Raw genomic sequence first — 17610 nt, 5'->3', positions numbered from 1 at the left:
CCTCCGGCCGGAGAGACACCGCGTGTCGGACTATTCTGGTCGTTCGTCCAGGTTACGTGCCCGTCATTCGGATGAGCGATCGCCCAGGACTAGCACCCTGGACCAGGCTGGTCCATGATCGAGGACGGCGCCATCCTCGAACGACGAGGTGGTGTCATCCTGACCGGATCCCCCTCGTCCCGTCTGGAGGTACAGCTGCCGTGCGACTCGGAGTGCAGGTCCGCGAAGCCCTGCCGGGCGACATGGAGAGCCTCGTCGCGCTCTGTCTCGCCGCGCGGCGGGAGGCCGCCGTCGGAGCGCAGCTGTGCACCGACGACGCCGACCGGCTGCGCGACCAGCTGGGAGCGCTCCTGGCGGTGCGCGGCGGACGGGTGCTGGTCGCGCTCCTCGACGACGAGCCGGCTGGTCTGCTGCTGGCACGGGTGGTCGGACCGGGTCCGTTCACCGACCTGGTCAGCCTCGACATCGAGGCCATCTACGTCCTTCCGGCGGCACGTCGACGCGGTCTCGGGCACGCGCTGCTGGTCGGTGCGACGACCGTGGCCGACGAGGCCGGTGCGACGGAGATGTACTCCTCGCCCCTGCCCGGCGCCCGGGGCATGCAGCGCTTCCTGGCCCGGCTGGGGTTCGCGCCCGCGGCCTCTCACCGCGTGGTGACGACGTCGGCCCTGCAGCGCAAGCTCACGCACGAGGCCGGCCACGCCGGTGCCCCGGGGTCGGTCCGTCGTTCGGGGCCGCGTGGTCTCGAGGACCTCATCGCGCGTCGTCGGCAGGCCCGCGCCGCACGTCAGCCCCTCGTCGAGGAGCCGTCGACGCCCGCACGGGCGTCGGGCGCGGATCAGGGTCGCGCGTCGATCACCATGCAGGTCAGCCGCGCCGTGCAGAGCGGGCGGCCCTCCTCGTCCTCCACCACCACCTGGTAGGTCGCCAGGCGCCCACCGAGGTGCAGCGCTGTCGCGGTCCCGGTGACGAGGCCGGAGCGTGCCGAGCGGTGGTGCGTCGCGTTGAGCTCGATCCCGACGGCGGCCCGGCCCTCGCCCGCGTGCGCCATCGCCGCGATCGAGCCCAGCGTCTCGGCCAGCACCGCGGACGCGCCGCCGTGCAGCAGGCCGTAGGGCTGGGTGTTGCCCGCCACGGGCATGGTGCCGACGACGCGCTGCGCGGAGGCCTCGAGCACCTCGATGCCCATGCGCTCGATGAGGGTGCCTGTGTACTCGTGGACCGGTGGGGTGGTGTCGGACATGGCAGATAGGTTGGCACCCGTGAGCGACGCACTGCCAGCGGTTCCGCCGGCCACTCCCGGAACGCCTGCCCGACTCCTCCTGATCGACGGTCACTCGATGGCCTACCGGGCGTTCTTCGCGCTCCCGGTGGACAAGTTCGCGACGTCGGCCGGTGAGCCCACCAACGCGGTCTTCGGGTTCTTCTCGATGATCGCGAACCTGCTCCGCGACGAGGAGCCGACGCACGTCGCCGTCGCCTTCGACGCGGGCCGGACCACGTTCCGCACGGAGGTCTACGAGGCGTACAAGGGCAACCGTGACGCCACGCCGGCTCCGTTCAAGGGACAGGTGGCGGTGATCGAGCGGGTCCTGGAGACCATGCACATCCCGTCGCTGAGCAAGCCGCAGTTCGAGGCCGACGACATCCTGGCCACCCTGTCCGTCCAGGCGCGGGCGCAGGGCATGCAGGTCCTCATCTGCACCGGTGACCGCGATGCGCTCCAGCTGGTGAACGACGACGTCACGGTGCTGTACCCCGTCAAGGGCGTCTCCGAGCTCGCGCGCATGACCCCGGCCGCCGTGGAGGCGAAGTACGGCGTCCCGCCGCACCGCTACCCGGACCTCGCCGCGCTCGTCGGCGAGTCCAGCGACAACCTGCCGGGCATCCCCGGGGTGGGACCGAAGACCGCCGCCAAGTGGATCGGGCAGTACGACGGGCTCCAGGGGGTCCTCGACGCCGCGGACCAGGTGCCGGGCAAGGCGGGGGAGTCGCTGCGGGACAACCTCGACCAGGTGCGCCTCAACCGCCAGCTCAACGCGCTGCTGACGGACCTCGAGCTGCCGCTGGGCCCCGAGGACCTCGCGGCGCGGCCGTGGGACCGGCCCGCGCTGCACGCGATCCTCGAGGAGCTGGAGTTCCGCGCCATCCGGGACCGCCTGTTCGCGATGCTCCCCGACGAGAAGGGTGAGGGACCGGGGACGGTCGCCGCGGCCCAGATCGACCACACGGTCCTCGGCGCCGGCGAGCTCGCCGAGTGGCTCGGTGCCCGGGCCGGACTCCCGCTGGGTGTCGACGTCCGCGGGTCCGGGTCGCCCTCCAGCGGTGACGCGTGGGGGATCGCGCTGGCGGACCCCGACGGGCAGGCGGCGTCGTTCGACCTGCAGGAGATCCAGCCCGCCGACGAGGCGGCGCTGGCGGCGTGGCTCGCGGACCCCGCAGCGCCGAAGATCGTGCACGCGGCGAAGGAGGCCTGGCACGCGCTGGCCGGCCGGGGTCTGCCGATCGCGGGCGTCGTGCTCGACACCGAGCTCGCGGCGTACCTGTGCCAGCCGGACCGGCGGGCGTACGACCTGACCGACCTCGCCATCGGCTACCTGCACCGCGAGCTCGGCGCCGACGAGGTGTCGACCAGCGGTCAGGGTGCGCTGGACCTCGAGCTCGACGGCACCGACGAGGGCCGACGCGCCGCCGTCCGCGCGGCAGCGGTCCGCGACCTCGCCGACGTGCTGAGCGGAGAGCTCTCCGACCGCGGCGCCACGGGTCTGCTGGAGAACCTCGAGCTGCCGCTGGTGGACGTGCTGGCGCGCATGGAGCGCACCGGCATCGCGATCGACTCGGGTTACCTGTCGGGCCTGGAGAAGTCCTTCGACGGGCAGGTGCAGAACGCGGCCGCCGAGGCGTACGCGGTGATCGGTCGCGAGGTCAACCTCGGCTCTCCGAAGCAGCTCCAGGAGGTGCTGTTCGACCAGCTCGGCATGCCGAAGACCAAGAAGATCAAGACGGGCTACACCACGGACGCGGCCGCGCTCACGGACCTCTTCGCGCGCACCCAGCACCCGTTCCTCGAGCACCTGCTCGCGCACCGCGACGCCATCCGCCTGCGCCAGACCGTCGAGGGTCTGCTGCGGTCCGTCGCCCCCGACGGACGCATCCACACCACGTTCCAGCAGACGATCGCGGCGACCGGCCGGCTGTCGTCCGCGGACCCGAACCTGCAGAACATCCCGATCCGCACCGAGGCCGGCCGGCAGATCCGGCGCGCGTTCGTGGTCGGCGACGGCTACGAGACGCTGCTGACCGCGGACTACTCGCAGATCGAGATGCGGATCATGGCGCACCTGTCGGGCGACGAGGGCCTGATCGAGGCGTTCCGCTCGGGCGAGGACCTGCACAGCTACGTCGGCTCGCGCGTGTTCTCCGTGCCGACGGACGAGGTCACCCCGGCCATGCGGTCCAAGATCAAGGCGATGAGCTACGGCCTGGCCTACGGGCTGTCGCCGTTCGGCCTCTCGCAGCAGCTCTCGATCGAGGTGTCCGAGGCAGCCGTGCTCATGCAGGACTACTTCTCGCGGTTCGGCGGCGTGCGCGACTACCTCACGGGCGTCGTCGACGTCGCGCGGCAGACCGGCTACACCGCCACGATCCTGGGGCGCCGCAGGTATCTGCCCGACCTCACCAGCGACAACCGCCAGCGCCGCGAGATGGCCGAGCGCATGGCCCTGAACGCCCCGATCCAGGGCAGCGCCGCGGACCTGATCAAGGTGGCGATGCTCGGGGTCGACCGCGAGCTGACCCGCCGTGGCCTGGGCTCACGCGTGCTGCTCCAGGTGCACGACGAGCTCGTGCTGGAGGTGGCTGCGGGGGAGCGGGCCGAGCTGGAGGCGCTCGTCCGCGAGCAGATGGGTGCTGCGGGGGATGCGGCCACGGACGGCCCGCTCGACGTGCCGCTGGACGTCACGGTCGGCGCGGGGAGCTCCTGGCACGACGCCGGGCACTGACGGTTTGTCGCCCGATCGCAGGAATTGCGTGGGTATCGACGAGTTGGTCGGAAGTATCGGGTGCGCTGCGGGGTGATCTACGCCACAGTGTCGGGCACACAGTGGCGACGGAGCCGCTGACATCCCCACCCGGGAGGCGCTGATGACCGACACCTTCGGAGAACGCGAGACCGACTACCAACGAGTGCAGAACAGCGAGGAGTTCCAGGCGCTCAAGCGCCGGTTCCGTCGCTTCGTCTTCCCCATGACGGCCTTCTTCCTGTCCTGGTACTTCCTGTACGTGCTGCTCGCCGACTACGCCCACGACTTCATGTCCACCAAGGTGTGGGGCAACATCAACGTCGGGCTGCTGCTCGGGCTGGGCCAGTTCGTGAGCACCTTCGCGATCACGATGATCTACGCGCGCTGGGCGAACAACCGGCAGGACCCGGTGGCCGAGCGTCTCCGTCTGCACATCGAGAACGGCGACCCGCTGGACGGTGAGGCCGTATGAGCGCCTCGCTGACCACTCTGCTGAAGGCTGCCGAGTCCGAGGACATCGGCAACCCCTGGGTCAACATCGCCATCTTCGGCGGCTTCGTCGCCATCACGCTCGTGATCGTGTTCCGTGCGTCGCGGAACAACAAGACGGCTGCGGACTACTACGCGGCCGGGCGCTCGTTCACCGGCCCCCAGAACGGCACCGCGATCGCCGGCGACTACCTGTCGGCGGCCTCGTTCCTCGGCATCTGCGGCGCGATCGCGATCAACGGGTACGACGGCTTCCTGTACTCCATCGGCTTCCTGGTCGCGTGGCTGGTCGCCCTCCTCCTCGTGGCGGAGCTGCTGCGCAACACCGGCCGCTTCACCATGGCCGACGTGCTGTCGTTCCGGCTCAGGCAGCGTCCCGTGCGCATGGCCGCGGCGCTGGCGACCCTGACGGTCGTCTTCTTCTACCTGCTCGCCCAGATGGCCGGCGCCGGTGGCCTGGTGGCCCTCCTGCTCGGCGTCGACGGCACCGCGGCCCAGGGGCTCGTCATCGCCGTCGTGGGTGCGCTGATGATCCTGTACGTCCTGGTGGGCGGCATGAAGGGCACCACGTGGGTGCAGATCATCAAGGCGGTGCTCCTCATCGCCGGAGCGGCCGTCATGACGCTGTGGGTCCTCGCCCAGTTCGGCTTCAACTTCTCCGACCTCCTGCAGGGCGCCATCGACATGGCGGGCGAGGGCGGCGAGGCGGTCATCGAGCCGGGCAAGCAGTACGGCGTCAGCACGATGAGCCAGCTGAACTTCCTGTCGCTCGCCCTGGCGCTCGTCCTCGGCACCGCCGGCCTGCCGCACGTCCTCATGCGCTTCTACACGGTGCCGACGGCCAAGGAGGCCCGTCGTTCGGTCGTCTGGGCGATCTGGCTGATCGGCATCTTCTACCTGTTCACGCTCGTGCTCGGCTACGGCGCCGCTGCGCTCGTCGGGCCGGAGGCCATCAAGGCGGCACCCGGCGGCGTGAACTCGGCGGCCCCGCTGCTGGCGTACGAGCTGGGCGGCACGATCCTGCTGGGCCTCATCTCGGCGGTCGCGTTCGCGACGATCCTCGCGGTGGTCGCGGGGCTGACGATCACGGCGGCGGCGTCGTTCGCGCACGACATCTACGCCTCGGTGATCAAGCACGGCGAGGTCAAGCCCGACGGCGAGGTGCGGGTCGCGCGGATCACGGTGGTCGTCATCGGGATCCTGGCCATCATCGGCGGCATCTTCGCCAACGGCCAGAACGTGGCGTTCCTCGTGGCGCTGGCCTTCGCGGTCGCGGCGAGCGCCAACCTGCCGACGATCCTCTACTCGCTGTTCTGGAAGCGGTTCAACACCTCCGGTGCGCTGTGGAGCATCTACGGCGGGCTGATCTCCTGCCTGGTCCTCATCGCGTTCTCGCCGGTGGTGTCGGGCAAGGTGGACCCGGTCACGGGCGCCAGCCTGTCGATGATCAAGAACACCGACATCGACTTCCACCTGATCCCGCTGGAGAACCCGGGGTTGATCTCGATCCCCCTCGCGTTCCTCCTGGGGATCCTCGGGACGTACCTGAGCAAGGACAAGAGCAGCCCCGAGAAGTACGCGGAGATGGAGGTCCGGTCCCTCACGGGCGCCGGGTCCGAGAAGGCGTCCGTGCACTGACGGCACACCTCGGGCGGCCGTCTACGCGGACGGCCGCCCGAGATGCGTCACGAAGATCGCCGTCCCCGGCAGCCGAGCCCCCCGCACGGGTCCCCACCCGCCCCAGGTCCGGTCGTGCCCCACGGGCCACTCGGGCTCGACGAGCCGGTCCAGGACGAACCCGGCCGCGACCAGCTCGCCGACGTGGTCTCCGAGGGTCCGGTGGTACTCGGCGTACAGGACGCCGCCCGACTCACCGAGCTCGGCGTACGGCGTCCGGTCGAAGTACGAGCGCGTCGCGGTCAGACCACCTTCGCCGGGGTCGTCGGGGAACGCCCAGCGCACGGGGTGGGTCACCGCGAACACCCACCGGCCGCCCGGGCGCAGGACCCGCGCCACCTCGGCGTGCACCCGGTCGGCGTCCGGGACGAACGGCAGCGCCCCGAACGCCGTGAAGGCGACGTCGAACGCGTCGTCGGCGAACGGCAGCGCGCGGGCGTCCGCCTGGACCAAGGGCGTCACGCGTCCTGTGGCGGCGTCGTAGCGGGCGCCCGCCTCGAGCATCCCGCCCGACACGTCGGTCGCGACGACGTCGACGCCCTCGCCGACGAGCCACCGTGCGCACTGCGCAGCCCCGGCGCCCACCTCGAGCACGCGTCGACCCGACAGGTCGCCGAGCAGCCGGGAGTCCTTCTCCCGCAGCCCCTCGGGGCACCAGCAGAAGTCCGCCGGCCCGAGGAACGTCCCGTGCTCGTCGAGGTATTCCTCCGCGTTGGCGTCCCACCACGAGCGGCTCGCCGCTCCGCCGGCCGCCGGCGGTACGTCGAGGTAGCCGGCCTCGGCCAGCGGATCGTCAGACACGGGACCAGTGTCCCCTCCCACGGCTCGTACGCGCCGATACGCTGGGCCTCCGGCAGCCCGACGACGCGCTCCGATCCATGTCATCGCGATCAAGGAGTGCCAGCGTGCGAGTCGGTCTGCTCACGGGCGGCGGGGACGTCCCCGGTCTGAACGCCGCGATCCGCGCCGTCGTCAAGCGTGGCGAGGGCGAGTACGGGCACACGATCATCGGCTTCCGCAACGGGTGGCGCGGGGTGGTCGACGGGTTCAGCCTCCCGCTGACGCGCCAGCACATCCGCAACCAGCTCTCGGTCGGCGGCACGCTCCTCGGCACCGCGCGCTACCACCCGCACGCCGACGACGGTGGGCTCGACGCGGTCCTGTCGACGCTGGAGTCCGAGCGGATCGAGGCCCTCATCTGCATCGGCGGCGACGGCACGCTGCACGCAGCCAGCAAGGTCGCCGAGGCCGGCGTCCGGATCGTGGCCATCCCCAAGACGATCGACAACGACGTCTGGGGCACCGACCAGTCGATCGGGTTCGACACCGCGGTGGCCATCGCGACCGAGGCCATCGACCGCATCCACACCACCGCGGAGAGCCACAACCGCGTGATGATCGTCGAGGTCATGGGCCGGCACGCGGGCTGGATCGCCGCGACGTCCGGCATCGCCGGGGGAGCGGAGCTCGTGCTCGTCCCCGAGGCACCGTTCGACATCGACAAGATCGAGCGCTTCCTCAAGCACCGGCACCGCGCGCACGCCAGCTTCTCGATCATCGTCGTCGCGGAGGGCGCGATCCCGGCCGAGGGGACGTCGATGCACTACGAGACGCCCGTCGGGAAGTTCGGGGACATCGTCGCCGGGGCCATCGGCGAGCGGCTCAAGGCCGAGGTCGAGAAGCGCACGGGCTTCGACACGCGGGTGGTCGTGCTCGGCCACGTGCAGCGCGGCGGCATCCCGACGCACGTCGACCGGATCCTCGGCTCGCGGTTCGGGGTGGCCGCGATCGACGCCGCGAGCGGCGGGCAGTCGAACGTCATGACGGCGCTGCGCGGCGAACGCGTGGAGATGGTGCCGCTCAGCGAGGTGGCCGGCAAGGTCAAGTACGTGCCTGACGAGCTGCTCTCGGTGGCGCGGGCCCTGGCCTGACCGGGCGGACCGGCTTTGACCTGCCCATCGTCACCCCGATAGGGTGGACGGCGGTGCCGCGCGCCTTGTTGCGTCGGCGTGTCCTCACTCGTACTGCTCGTGCGGGGGCTCTCTCCGGAGGGTCGAGGGCGTCCCACCAGATCGCGCTCACCATCTCGTCTGTCCTACGTACATCACCGTGCCGCCGGCACACACGTTCAGTCCTCACAACTTCCCTGTCCGCATCGGAGCCCATCCCTACATGAGCATCACCACCCCCGCGAAGCCCGCCACCCCGCAGGTCGCGATCAACGACATCGGCTCGGCCGAGGACTTCCTCGCCGCGATCGACGCCACCATCAAGTACTTCAACGATGGCGACATCGTCGAGGGCACCATCGTCAAGGTCGACCGCGACGAGGTCCTGCTCGACATCGGTTACAAGACCGAGGGCGTCATCCCCTCCCGTGAGCTGTCCATCAAGCACGACGTGGACCCCGGTGAGGTTGTCAAGGTCGGCGACGCAGTCGAGGCCCTCGTCCTCCAGAAGGAGGACAAGGAAGGCCGGCTGATCCTGTCCAAGAAGCGCGCACAGTACGAGCGCGCCTGGGGCACGATCGAGAAGATCAAGGAGGAGGACGGCGTCGTCACCGGCACCGTCATCGAGGTCGTCAAGGGCGGCCTCATCCTCGACATCGGTCTGCGCGGCTTCCTGCCCGCGTCGCTGGTGGAGATGCGTCGCGTCCGCGACCTCCAGCCGTACGTCGGCAAGGAGATCGAGGCCAAGATCATCGAGCTCGACAAGAACCGCAACAACGTGGTCCTGTCGCGCCGTGCCTGGCTCGAGCAGACGCAGTCCGAGGTGCGCTCCACCTTCCTGCAGACGCTGCAGAAGGGCCAGGTCCGCCCCGGTGTCGTGTCCTCGATCGTCAACTTCGGTGCGTTCGTGGACCTGGGTGGCGTGGACGGGCTCGTGCACGTCTCCGAGCTGTCCTGGAAGCACATCGACCACCCGTCCGAGGTCGTCGAGGTCGGCCAGGAGGTCACCGTCGAGGTTCTCGACGTCGACTTCGACCGCGAGCGTGTCTCCCTGTCGCTGAAGGCGACGCAGGAGGACCCGTGGCAGGCATTCGCCCGCACGCACGCCATCGGCCAGGTCGTCCCGGGCAAGGTCACCAAGCTGGTTCCGTTCGGTGCGTTCGTGCGCGTCGAGGACGGCATCGAGGGCCTGGTCCACATCTCGGAGCTGGCCGTGCGCCACGTCGAGATCCCGGAGCAGGTCGTCCAGGTCGGCGACGACGTCTTCGTCAAGGTCATCGACATCGACCTGGAGCGTCGCCGCATCTCGCTGTCGCTGAAGCAGGCGAACGAGGGCTTCGACCCGGCCAGCGAGGACTTCGACCCCGCGCTGTACGGCATGGCGGCGGAGTACGACGAGGCCGGCAACTACAAGTACCCCGAGGGCTTCGACCCGGCCACGAACGAGTGGCTCGAGGGCTTCGAGGCGCAGCGCGAGGTGTGGGAGGCGCAGTACGCGCAGGCCCACGAGCGCTGGGAGGCGCACCGCAAGCAGGTCGCCGACGCCGCGAAGGCCGACGCGGAGGCCGCCAGCGGCGCCGCCGAGGGTGCGACCGCCACGTCCTCGTCGTCGAGCTCGTCGGCCGGCCCCGTGCCGTCGTCGTACTCGTCGTCGACCGAGGAGGCCGCGGGCACGCTCGCGTCCGACGAGGCGCTCGCCGCTCTGCGCGAGAAGCTCACGGGCAACTGATCCACGCCTGACGCTCGAAGGCCGGTCACCCTCGTGGTGGCCGGCCTTCGGCGTTCCCGGCCTCTGCACCGCAGCGCCGAGCAGGGCAGGATGGGCGGATGCAACGCATCGGTCTGACAGGCGGGATCGCGGCCGGCAAGTCCGTCGCGGCACGGCGACTGGCGGAGCACGGGGCGGTGGTGATCGACTCCGACGTCCTGGCGCGGGAGGCGGTCGCGCCCGGCTCGGCGGGACTGGACGCGGTCGTCGACGAGTTCGGCCGCGGGGTGCTCGCCGGCGACGGGTCCCTGGACCGGGCGGCGCTCGCCTCGATCGTGTTCGCCGACGACGCCGCCCGCGCCCGTCTCGACGGCATCGTGCACCCGATCGTGCGGCGGCTCTCCGCCGAGCGGGAGGCGGCTTCCGCGACCACCGACCACGGCGCCGTGGTCGTGCACGACATCCCGCTGCTCGTCGAGACCGGCCAGGCCGACGCGTTCCACGTGCTCGTCGTCGTGCACACCCCTGCGGTGCTGCGCGTCGAGCGGCTGGTGCGGCTGCGCGGCATGGACCGTGCCGAGGCGGAGGCGCGCGTGTCCGCGCAGGCGAGCGACGACGAGCGGCTCGCGGTCGCGGACGTCGTGCTCGACGGTGCGGGCAGCGACGACGACCTTCGCGCCCAGGTGGACGACCTCTGGGACCGCCTGGCGGTCGAGAGGGCAGACGAGCTCGCGGCCGAGACCCCGTGACCCGGATCCTGGTGACGGGCTTCGGTCCGTTCGACGGTCAGGCAGTCAACGCGTCGTCGCTCGCCGTGGAGTCGCTTGCCTCACGGTGGACCGGTCCCGACGAGCTGGTGGTGCGCGAGCTGCCGGTGTCCTTCCGGGGCGCCCGCCAGCACCTGCGGGTCGCGATCGCCGAGACCGAGCCGGACCTGGTCGTGTGCGTCGGTGAGGCGGGCGGCCGCGCGGCGGTCGGCGTCGAGCGCGTGGCCGTGAACGTGATCGACGCGCGGATCCCTGACATCGACGGCTCGGCACCGGTCGACGTCCCGGTGATCGCAGGCGCGCCGGCGGCGTTCTTCTCCACGCTCCCGGTCAAGGCGTGCGCCGCGGCGGTGCGCGAGGTGGGCGTGCCGGTCGAGGTCTCGAACACCGCCGGCCTGTACGTGTGCAACGCGACGTTCTACGCGCTGCAGCACCTGCTCGCCGCGCGCCCGGGGGTGCGCAGCGGGTTCGTGCACGTCCCGCGGACACCGGCCCAGGTCGACCCGGGTGCACCGGCGATGGACGTCGAGGATGCGGCGACGGCGCTGCTGGCACTCCTGCGTGCCGCTCTCTCGACGACCACGGACGTGCGGGAGTCCGCGGGCACCCTCGCCTGAGCCGCAGCTGTCAGTGGTGCCACGTACGGTTGTGGCATGCGTCCTGTCACCGACCTCCAGCGGACCGTCGCGCCCTTCGAGGTGATCTCGGAGTACACGCCCTCGGGTGACCAGCCGAAGGCGATCAAGGAGCTGACGGCGCGGATCCAGGCGGGGGAGAAGGACGTCGTCCTGCTCGGCGCCACCGGTACCGGCAAGTCCGCGACGACGGCCTGGCTCATCGAGCAGGTGCAGCGGCCGACGCTCGTCATGGCGCCCAACAAGACGCTCGCGGCGCAGCTGGCCACGGAGTTCCGGGAGCTGCTGCCGAACAACGCGGTGGAGTACTTCGTCTCGTACTACGACTACTACCAGCCCGAGGCGTACATCGCGCAGACGGACACCTACATCGAGAAGGACTCCTCGATCAACGACGAGGTCGAGCGGTTGCGGCACTCGGCCACCAGCTCGCTGCTCACCCGTCGCGACGTCATCGTCGTCGCCTCGGTCAGCTGCATCTACGGCCTCGGCACGCCGCAGGAGTACGTCGACCGGATGGTGACGCTCTCGGTGGGCGACCAGGTCGACCGGGACCAGCTGCTGCGCAAGTTCGTCACGATGCAGTACACCCGCAACGACATGGCGTTCACGCGCGGCACGTTCCGCGTGCGCGGGGACACCGTCGAGATCATCCCGGTGTACGAGGAGCTGGCCATCCGGATCGAGTTCTTCGGCGACGAGATCGAGGCGATCGCCACCCTGCACCCGCTGACCGGTGACGTCGTCCACTCCGAGCAGCAGATGCACATCTTCCCCGCCACCCACTACGTCGCCGGGCCGGAGCGCATGGAGCGGGCGATCATGGGGATCGAGCTGGAGCTGGAGGACCGGCTGGCGGAGCTGGAGCGGCAGAACAAGCTGCTCGAGGCCCAGCGGCTGCGCATGCGGACCACGTACGACATCGAGATGATGCGCCAGATCGGCTCGTGCTCCGGCATCGAGAACTACTCGCGGCACATCGACGGGCGCAGCCCCGGTTCCGCGCCGAACACGCTCATCGACTACTTCCCCGAGGACTTCCTGCTCGTCATCGACGAGTCGCACGTGACGGTCCCGCAGATCGGTGCGATGTTCGAGGGCGACATGTCGCGCAAGCGGGCGCTCGTGGACCACGGCTTCCGCCTGCCGAGCGCGACCGACAACCGTCCGCTGCGGTGGGAGGAGTTCGTCGAGCGGATCGGTCAGACGGTGTACCTGTCGGCCACGCCCGGCAACTACGAGCTGTCGATCTCGGACGGGGTGGTCGAGCAGATCATCCGTCCGACGGGCCTGGTGGACCCCGAGGTCGTCGTCAAGCCGACGACGGGCCAGATCGACGACCTGCTCGGGGAGATCCACGACCGCGTGGAGAAGGACGAGCGCGTGCTCGTCACCACGCTCACCAAGAAGATGGCCGAGGACCTGACGGACTACTTCCTCGAGAAGGGCGTCCGCGTCCGCTACCTGCACTCCGAGGTGGACACCCTCCGGCGCGTGGAGCTCCTGCGCGAGCTGCGGATGGGCGAGTACGACGTCCTGGTCGGCATCAACCTGCTGCGCGAGGGCCTCGACCTGCCCGAGGTGTCGTTGGTCGCCATCCTCGACGCCGACAAGGAGGGCTTCCTGCGCTCCGGGCGCTCTCTCATCCAGACGATCGGCCGTGCTGCCCGCAACGTGTCCGGTCAGGTGCACATGTACGCGGACCGGATCACCGACGGGATGGCGCAGGCCATCGACGAGACGTCGCGACGCCGCGCGAAGCAGGTCGCCTACAACCTCGAGAACGGCATCGACCCGACCCCGCTGCGCAAGAAGATCGGCGACATCACGGACCTGCTGGCTCGTGAGGACGCCGACACCGCCGAGCTGCTGGGTGGCGCCGGACGGCAGACCAGCCGCGGGAAGGCGCCGGTGCCGGGGTTCGGGTCGAAGGGTGCGCCGCGCGACGAGCGGACCCGGCTCACGGGTGCGGCTGCAGGCGAGCTCGCGGACCTCATCCAGCAGCTGTCGGACCAGATGCACGCGGCGGCCGGCGAGCTCCAGTTCGAGCTGGCCGCGCGCCTGCGCGACGAGATCTCGGGGATGAAGAAGGAGCTCCGGCAGATGCAGGCCGCCACGGCGTGAGCCGGGTGTGGTGGACACGACACGAGCCGGACACATGCGTGGCTTATGCTTGCCCGCGTTGAAGGGGAGTACCCCAGTCACGATCCCGTCGTCATCACGGACCCGCTAGCGCGGGTCCCGGTGGGATCGGTCCGCAGCGGTTGACCGCGCGGGCGGGGGAGACCTTCGGTATCGAAGCACATCTCGTACCGGAGGTTTCTGCATGGACGTGTCCGGCTGGGTCTGGGCAGCGACGGCGGTCTTCGTCGTCGGACTGATCTTCTTCGACTTCTTCGCGCACGTGCGGACACCGCACGCTCCCAGCTTCAAGGAGTCCGCGCGCTGGTCCATCTTCTACATCGCCCTCGCCCTCGTGTTCGGCGTGGTGATGGGGATGGTCTGGGGCTGGGGACCAGGCACCGAGTACTTCGCCGGGTACATCACCGAGAAGAGCCTCTCGGTCGACAACCTCTTCGTCTTCCTCATCATCATGACGAAGTTCGCGGTGCCCCGGGAGTACCAGCAGAAGGTCCTGCTGGTCGGCGTCGTGATCGCACTGGTCCTGCGGACGGTCTTCATCCTGGCCGGTGCGGCCGCCATCGAGCAGTTCTCCTGGGTGTTCTACATCTTCGGCGCGTTCCTCGTGTACACCGCCGTCAAGCTGGCTCGCGAGCACCACGACGCCGACCACCCGGATCCTCGCGAGGAGCGGGACGGCGTCGCCGTCCGCATGTTCAAGCGGCTGGTCCCGACCGTCGAGGAGTACCACGACGACCGCCTGACGGTGCGGATCGACGGCAAGCGGTTCTTCACGCCGATGCTCGTCGTGATGGTCGCCATCGGCTCGACCGACGTGCTGTTCGCGCTCGACTCCATCCCCGCGATCTACGGCCTGACGGAGGAGCCGTACATCGTCTTCACGGCGAACGCGTTCGCGCTGCTCGGCCTGCGCCAGCTCTACTTCCTGATCGGTGGGCTGCTGGAGCGGCTCATCTACCTGTCGCAGGGCCTCGCCATCATCCTCGGGTTCATCGGCGTCAAGCTGGTGCTCCACGCCCTGCACGTCAACGAGCTGCCGTTCATCAACAACGGCGAGCCCGTCGAGTGGGCGCCCGAGATCCCCATCTGGCTGTCGCTCACCGTCATCCTCGGCACGCTCGTCGTCGCGACGGTGCTGAGCCTGCTGAAGACCCGCAACGACGCGACCGTCGCGTCCACCACCGAGAACTGAGGAACACCCGTTGGACATCGACCCTCTTGTCTGGGCCATCTCGCTCGGGCTGGCCGGTGCGCTGCTCGTCATCGACGTCGCCGTCGTGGCGCGCCGGCCGCACGTGCCGACCACCGCCGAGTGCGTGCGCTACCTGGCCTTCTACATCGGTCTGGCGGTGCTCTTCGGGATCGGCGTCTGGCTGACCAACGGCGCCGAGTACGCCGGTCAGTTCTACGCCGGCTGGCTGACGGAGTACTCGCTGTCGGTGGACAACCTGTTCGTGTTCCTGCTGATCATGGGCAAGTTCGCCGTGCCCAAGGCGTACCAGCAGACGGCGCTGCTCATCGGGATCATCCTGGCCCTGGTGTTCCGCGGGCTGTTCATCTGGGCGGGTGCCGCCGTCATCGACGCGTTCAGCTGGGTGTTCTACCTGTTCGGCGCGTTCCTCGTGTACACGGCGTGGAAGGTCGGACGTGAGGGGGAGGCGGGGGAGGACGACGAGTTCCACCCGCCCCTGATCCTGCGGCTGGTGCAGCGGTTCCTCCCGGCCACGCAGGAGTACCACGGCGTGAAGCTCACGGTCGTCGAGGGCGGCCGCCGGCTGATCACCCCGATGTTCGTGGTCCTGGTCGCCCTGGGTGCCACGGACCTGCTGTTCGCGTTCGACTCGATCCCCGCGATCTTCGGGCTCACCAGCGAGCCGTACCTGGTGCTCATGGCCAACCTGTTCGCCCTCATGGGGCTGCGCCAGCTGTACTTCCTGCTGGGCGACCTGCTGAAGCGCCTGGTCTACCTGAACATCGGGCTCGCTGTGCTGCTCGGCTTCATCGGCGTCAAGCTCGTCCTGCACGCGCTGCACGAGAACGAGGTGCCGTTCATCAACGGCGGCGAGCCGGTGCCGTGGGCGCCGGAGATCCCCATCGGGGTGTCGCTGGGGGCGATCGTCGTGATCCTCGGCACGACCGCTATCGCGAGCGTCATCAAGGTGCGCCGCGACGCGCGGGCGGCCGTCTCGGCGGGCGAACCGTCGGACTGAGCTCAGGCGCTCCAGGGCCCGAGCACGACGTCCCACGCGCGGACGTCCCGGTCTGCGACCAGGCCCTCGCGCACGAAGGGGTCGTCGGCGAGGATCGCGCCGACGACCTCGGGCGACGCCGCGCGGAACACCAGCAGAGCGCCGGGGTCACCGTCGGTGAACGGGCCGGACCCGAGCAGCGTGCCGTGCTCGGCCAGGGCGGCCAGGTACGAGCGGTGCTCGGCGCGGAAGTGGTCACGCACGTCGGTGCGCTCGTCGTAGGTGTAGCGGACGGCGTAGGTAGGCATGGGCGTCATCCTGCCCGAGCCGGTGGCAGAGTGCTGACATGGCTCGGATCCTGCGCACGCTGCTGACCGATGACGTCCTGGCCCGCATCCACGAGCGCGCGCCGGTGCACGACCGGGAGAACACGTTCCCGCACGACGACCTCGCCGACCTGGTCGGCGTCGGGTACCTGACGGCGTTCGTGCCGGAGCGGCTGGGCGGTGCGGGGCTCACCCTCGAGGAGGTCGCGCGCGAGCAGGTCCGGCTCGCGGCGGCGGCCCCGGCGACCGCGTTGGCGGTGAACATGCACCTCGTGGTCACCGGCCTCGCCGCGCTGCTGGTGGGCCGGGGTGACGACTCCTTCGAGTTCGTCCTGCGAGACGCCGCGGCGGGGGAGATCTTCGCGTTCGGCAACTCCGAGCCCGGGAACGACCTGGTGATGTTCGGCTCGCGGACGCGTGCGGAGCGGCAGCCCGACGGGTCCTACCGGTACTCCGGCACGAAGATCTTCACCTCGCTGTCGCCCGTGTGGACCCGGCTGGCCACGTTCGGCCTCGACGACGCCGACCCGGAGGACCCGCGCCTGGTGCACGGGGTGGTGTCGCGCGCGGACGGCGGCATCGAGACGCGAGACGACTGGGACACCCTCGGGATGCGTGCGACGCAGTCGGCGACCACCGTGCTCGGCGGTGCGCTCGCGCCGGCGGACCGGGTGTACCGGTCGCTGCCGCCCGGGCCGAGCGCCGACCCGTTCGTGTTCGCCCTCTTCGCCGTCTTCGAGATCCTCCTCGGCGCCGTCTACACGGGCATCGGTCGGCGGGCGATCGAGCTCGGGATCGAGGCTGCCCGGCGCCGGACGTCGATGAAGTTAGAGGGCCGCTCCTATGCCCAGGACCCTGACATCCGCTGGCGGATCGCCGACGCTGTGCTGGCGCAGGACGGCGCGGAGCTGCAGGTGTTCGCGCTCGCGCGGGACGTCGACGAGCAGGTCGACCACGGCGCACGCTGGTTCGCCCAGCTGGTCGGGCTCAAGGTTCGCGCGACGGAGTCGGCACGGGTCGTGGTCGACAACGCGATCCGGGTGTCCGGCGGTGGGTCGTACTTCTCGGGGAGCGAGCTCGGGCGGCTGTACCGGGACGTGCTCGCGGGGATGTTCCACCCGTCCGACGACGAGTCGGCGCACGCCACGCTCGCCACGTCCGTGCTGGGTCCACCGGAGGCCTGACGTGGAGCTGCCCGACGAGCTGGTCCTGCCCGGGGCACGGCTGCGCGCGCTCCAGGAGGACGACTGGCCGCTCGACCACGCGCTGTCCCGCGTCGTGGACGTGCCGCAGTGGACGTACTACCCCGCGGACGTCGACGAGCACCAGGCGCGCGACCGGGTGGGGCGGAACCTGGCCCAGCGCGCCGAGGGCCGGGGAGGGCGGTTCGTCGTCGAACGGTCGGGGGAGGCGCTCGGCACGATCGGGCTGGGACTGCGCAACGACGGCCCGCACCTCTACTACGCGTTCCTCCCGGCGGGCCGCGGGCTCGGGCTGGCCACCGAGGCAGTGCGCGCCCTGACCCGCTGGGCTCTGGAGCACGGCGCGGACGTGGTGAACGCCCGGACGATGGTCGGGAACACGGCGAGCGAGCGCGTCCTCGAGCGGGCGTCGTTCCGCCGCGGTCCACTCCAGGTGGAGCCCGACGGCGTGTCGGTGATCCGGTGGTCCTGCGGGCCGGGCTCGCAACCTACTCTCCAGTAACT

Annotated in this window: 16 protein-coding genes; 13 read left to right on the top strand and 3 right to left on the bottom strand. The window is 70.4% G+C overall.

Annotated features, from left to right (window positions below; genetic code table 11):
- Positions 1-200 precede the first annotated feature (200 nt).
- Positions 201-923, top strand: coding sequence for a GNAT family N-acetyltransferase (locus ASD16_RS07525; RefSeq protein WP_235523148.1), 723 nt, complete (start codon positions 201-203; stop codon positions 921-923).
- Here the strand turns inward: ASD16_RS07525 and ASD16_RS07520 are convergent.
- Positions 839-1243 carry a PaaI family thioesterase gene (locus tag ASD16_RS07520; protein WP_055914894.1) on the bottom strand — a complete coding sequence of 135 codons (405 nt, stop codon included), beginning with the start codon at positions 1241-1243 and terminating at the stop codon, positions 839-841. The genes ASD16_RS07525 and ASD16_RS07520 overlap by 85 nt on opposite strands.
- Between ASD16_RS07520 and polA the strand changes: the two genes are divergently transcribed.
- From polA to ASD16_RS07505, 3 genes are all read left to right on the top strand, one after another.
- Positions 1242-4001, top strand: coding sequence for a DNA polymerase I (polA, locus tag ASD16_RS07515; RefSeq protein WP_082570641.1), 2760 nt, complete (start codon positions 1242-1244; stop codon positions 3999-4001). The two genes, ASD16_RS07520 and polA, sit on opposite strands and share 2 nt — an antisense overlap.
- A gap of 142 nt (positions 4002-4143) precedes the next feature.
- Positions 4144-4494 (top strand): DUF485 domain-containing protein, encoded by a 351-nt coding sequence (locus ASD16_RS07510; protein ID WP_082570640.1) that lies wholly within the window; start codon positions 4144-4146, stop codon positions 4492-4494.
- Positions 4491-6149: a cation acetate symporter gene (locus tag ASD16_RS07505; RefSeq protein WP_055914888.1), complete on the top strand. Its 1659-nt coding sequence runs from the start codon at positions 4491-4493 to the stop codon at positions 6147-6149. The genes ASD16_RS07510 and ASD16_RS07505 overlap by 4 nt, the downstream gene beginning before the upstream one ends.
- Positions 6150-6170: 21 nt before the next feature.
- Here ASD16_RS07505 and ASD16_RS07500 read toward each other — a convergent pair whose 3' ends face one another.
- Complete coding sequence (locus ASD16_RS07500; RefSeq protein ID WP_055914886.1) at positions 6171-6989, bottom strand: class I SAM-dependent methyltransferase; 819 nt, start codon at positions 6987-6989, stop codon at positions 6171-6173.
- Positions 6990-7093: 104 nt separating this feature from the next.
- Here ASD16_RS07500 and ASD16_RS07495 point away from each other — a divergent pair, with 104 nt between their 5' ends.
- The 7 genes from ASD16_RS07495 (at position 7094) to ASD16_RS07465 (ending at position 15599) form a co-directional block, all read left to right on the top strand.
- The gene (locus tag ASD16_RS07495) at positions 7094-8119 is read left to right on the top strand and encodes a 6-phosphofructokinase (protein ID WP_055914883.1); all 1026 of its coding nucleotides are present in this window, start codon (positions 7094-7096) and stop codon (positions 8117-8119) included.
- 241 nt (positions 8120-8360) lie between these two features.
- Complete coding sequence (rpsA, locus tag ASD16_RS07490) at positions 8361-9866, top strand: 30S ribosomal protein S1 (protein WP_055914880.1); 1506 nt, start codon at positions 8361-8363, stop codon at positions 9864-9866.
- Between the two features lie 98 nt (positions 9867-9964).
- Positions 9965-10594, top strand: coding sequence for a dephospho-CoA kinase (gene coaE / locus ASD16_RS07485; RefSeq protein WP_055914877.1), 630 nt, complete (start codon positions 9965-9967; stop codon positions 10592-10594).
- On the top strand, positions 10591-11229 hold the full coding sequence (pcp, locus tag ASD16_RS07480; RefSeq protein ID WP_055914875.1) for a pyroglutamyl-peptidase I: 639 nt from the start codon (positions 10591-10593) through the stop codon (positions 11227-11229). The genes coaE and pcp overlap by 4 nt, the downstream gene beginning before the upstream one ends.
- Positions 11230-11265: 36 nt before the next feature.
- Positions 11266-13371: an excinuclease ABC subunit UvrB gene (gene uvrB, locus ASD16_RS07475; protein ID WP_055914872.1), complete on the top strand. Its 2106-nt coding sequence runs from the start codon at positions 11266-11268 to the stop codon at positions 13369-13371.
- A 202-nt stretch (positions 13372-13573) separates the two neighbouring features.
- Positions 13574-14581, top strand: coding sequence for a TerC family protein (locus ASD16_RS07470; protein ID WP_055914869.1), 1008 nt, complete (start codon positions 13574-13576; stop codon positions 14579-14581).
- A 10-nt stretch (positions 14582-14591) separates the two neighbouring features.
- The gene (locus ASD16_RS07465) at positions 14592-15599 is read left to right on the top strand and encodes a TerC family protein (protein WP_055914866.1); all 1008 of its coding nucleotides are present in this window, start codon (positions 14592-14594) and stop codon (positions 15597-15599) included.
- Positions 15600-15601: 2 nt separating this feature from the next.
- Here the strand turns inward: ASD16_RS07465 and ASD16_RS07460 are convergent, their stop codons facing one another.
- Positions 15602-15886, bottom strand: coding sequence for a YciI family protein (locus ASD16_RS07460; RefSeq protein WP_055914863.1), 285 nt, complete (start codon positions 15884-15886; stop codon positions 15602-15604).
- A gap of 38 nt (positions 15887-15924) precedes the next feature.
- On the opposite strand from ASD16_RS07460, the gene ASD16_RS07455 reads away from it, so the two are divergent.
- Entirely contained in the window at positions 15925-17088 is a 1164-nt protein-coding gene (locus ASD16_RS07455; RefSeq protein WP_055914860.1) for an acyl-CoA dehydrogenase family protein, read from the top strand.
- A gap of 1 nt (position 17089) precedes the next feature.
- Positions 17090-17608 (top strand): GNAT family N-acetyltransferase, encoded by a 519-nt coding sequence (locus ASD16_RS07450; protein WP_055914857.1) that lies wholly within the window; start codon positions 17090-17092, stop codon positions 17606-17608.
- The last annotated feature ends 2 nt before the right edge of the window (positions 17609-17610 follow it).

It is taken from the genome of Cellulomonas sp. Root485 (assembly GCF_001426705.1).
Lineage (GTDB): Bacteria > Actinomycetota > Actinomycetes > Actinomycetales > Cellulomonadaceae > Cellulomonas.
Note: the sequence above shows the minus strand (reverse complement) of the source record. Positions and strands in the feature narration are given on the sequence as shown.

Excerpts from the sequence above, each read along its gene's own strand:
- polA (WP_082570641.1), top strand. The coding sequence starts at position 1,242 with ATGGCAGATAGGTTGGCACCCGTGAGCGACGCACTGCCAGCGGTTCCG.
- ASD16_RS07520 (WP_055914894.1), bottom strand. The coding sequence starts at position 1,243 with ATGTCCGACACCACCCCACCGGTCCACGAGTACACAGGCACCCTCATC.
- ASD16_RS07510 (WP_082570640.1), top strand. The coding sequence starts at position 4,144 with ATGACCGACACCTTCGGAGAACGCGAGACCGACTACCAACGAGTGCAG.
- ASD16_RS07505 (WP_055914888.1), top strand. The coding sequence starts at position 4,491 with ATGAGCGCCTCGCTGACCACTCTGCTGAAGGCTGCCGAGTCCGAGGAC.
- rpsA (WP_055914880.1), top strand. The coding sequence starts at position 8,361 with ATGAGCATCACCACCCCCGCGAAGCCCGCCACCCCGCAGGTCGCGATC.
- coaE (WP_055914877.1), top strand. The coding sequence starts at position 9,965 with ATGCAACGCATCGGTCTGACAGGCGGGATCGCGGCCGGCAAGTCCGTC.
- uvrB (WP_055914872.1), top strand. The coding sequence starts at position 11,266 with ATGCGTCCTGTCACCGACCTCCAGCGGACCGTCGCGCCCTTCGAGGTG.
- ASD16_RS07470 (WP_055914869.1), top strand. The coding sequence starts at position 13,574 with ATGGACGTGTCCGGCTGGGTCTGGGCAGCGACGGCGGTCTTCGTCGTC.
- ASD16_RS07460 (WP_055914863.1), bottom strand. The coding sequence starts at position 15,886 with ATGCCTACCTACGCCGTCCGCTACACCTACGACGAGCGCACCGACGTG.
- ASD16_RS07455 (WP_055914860.1), top strand. The coding sequence starts at position 15,925 with ATGGCTCGGATCCTGCGCACGCTGCTGACCGATGACGTCCTGGCCCGC.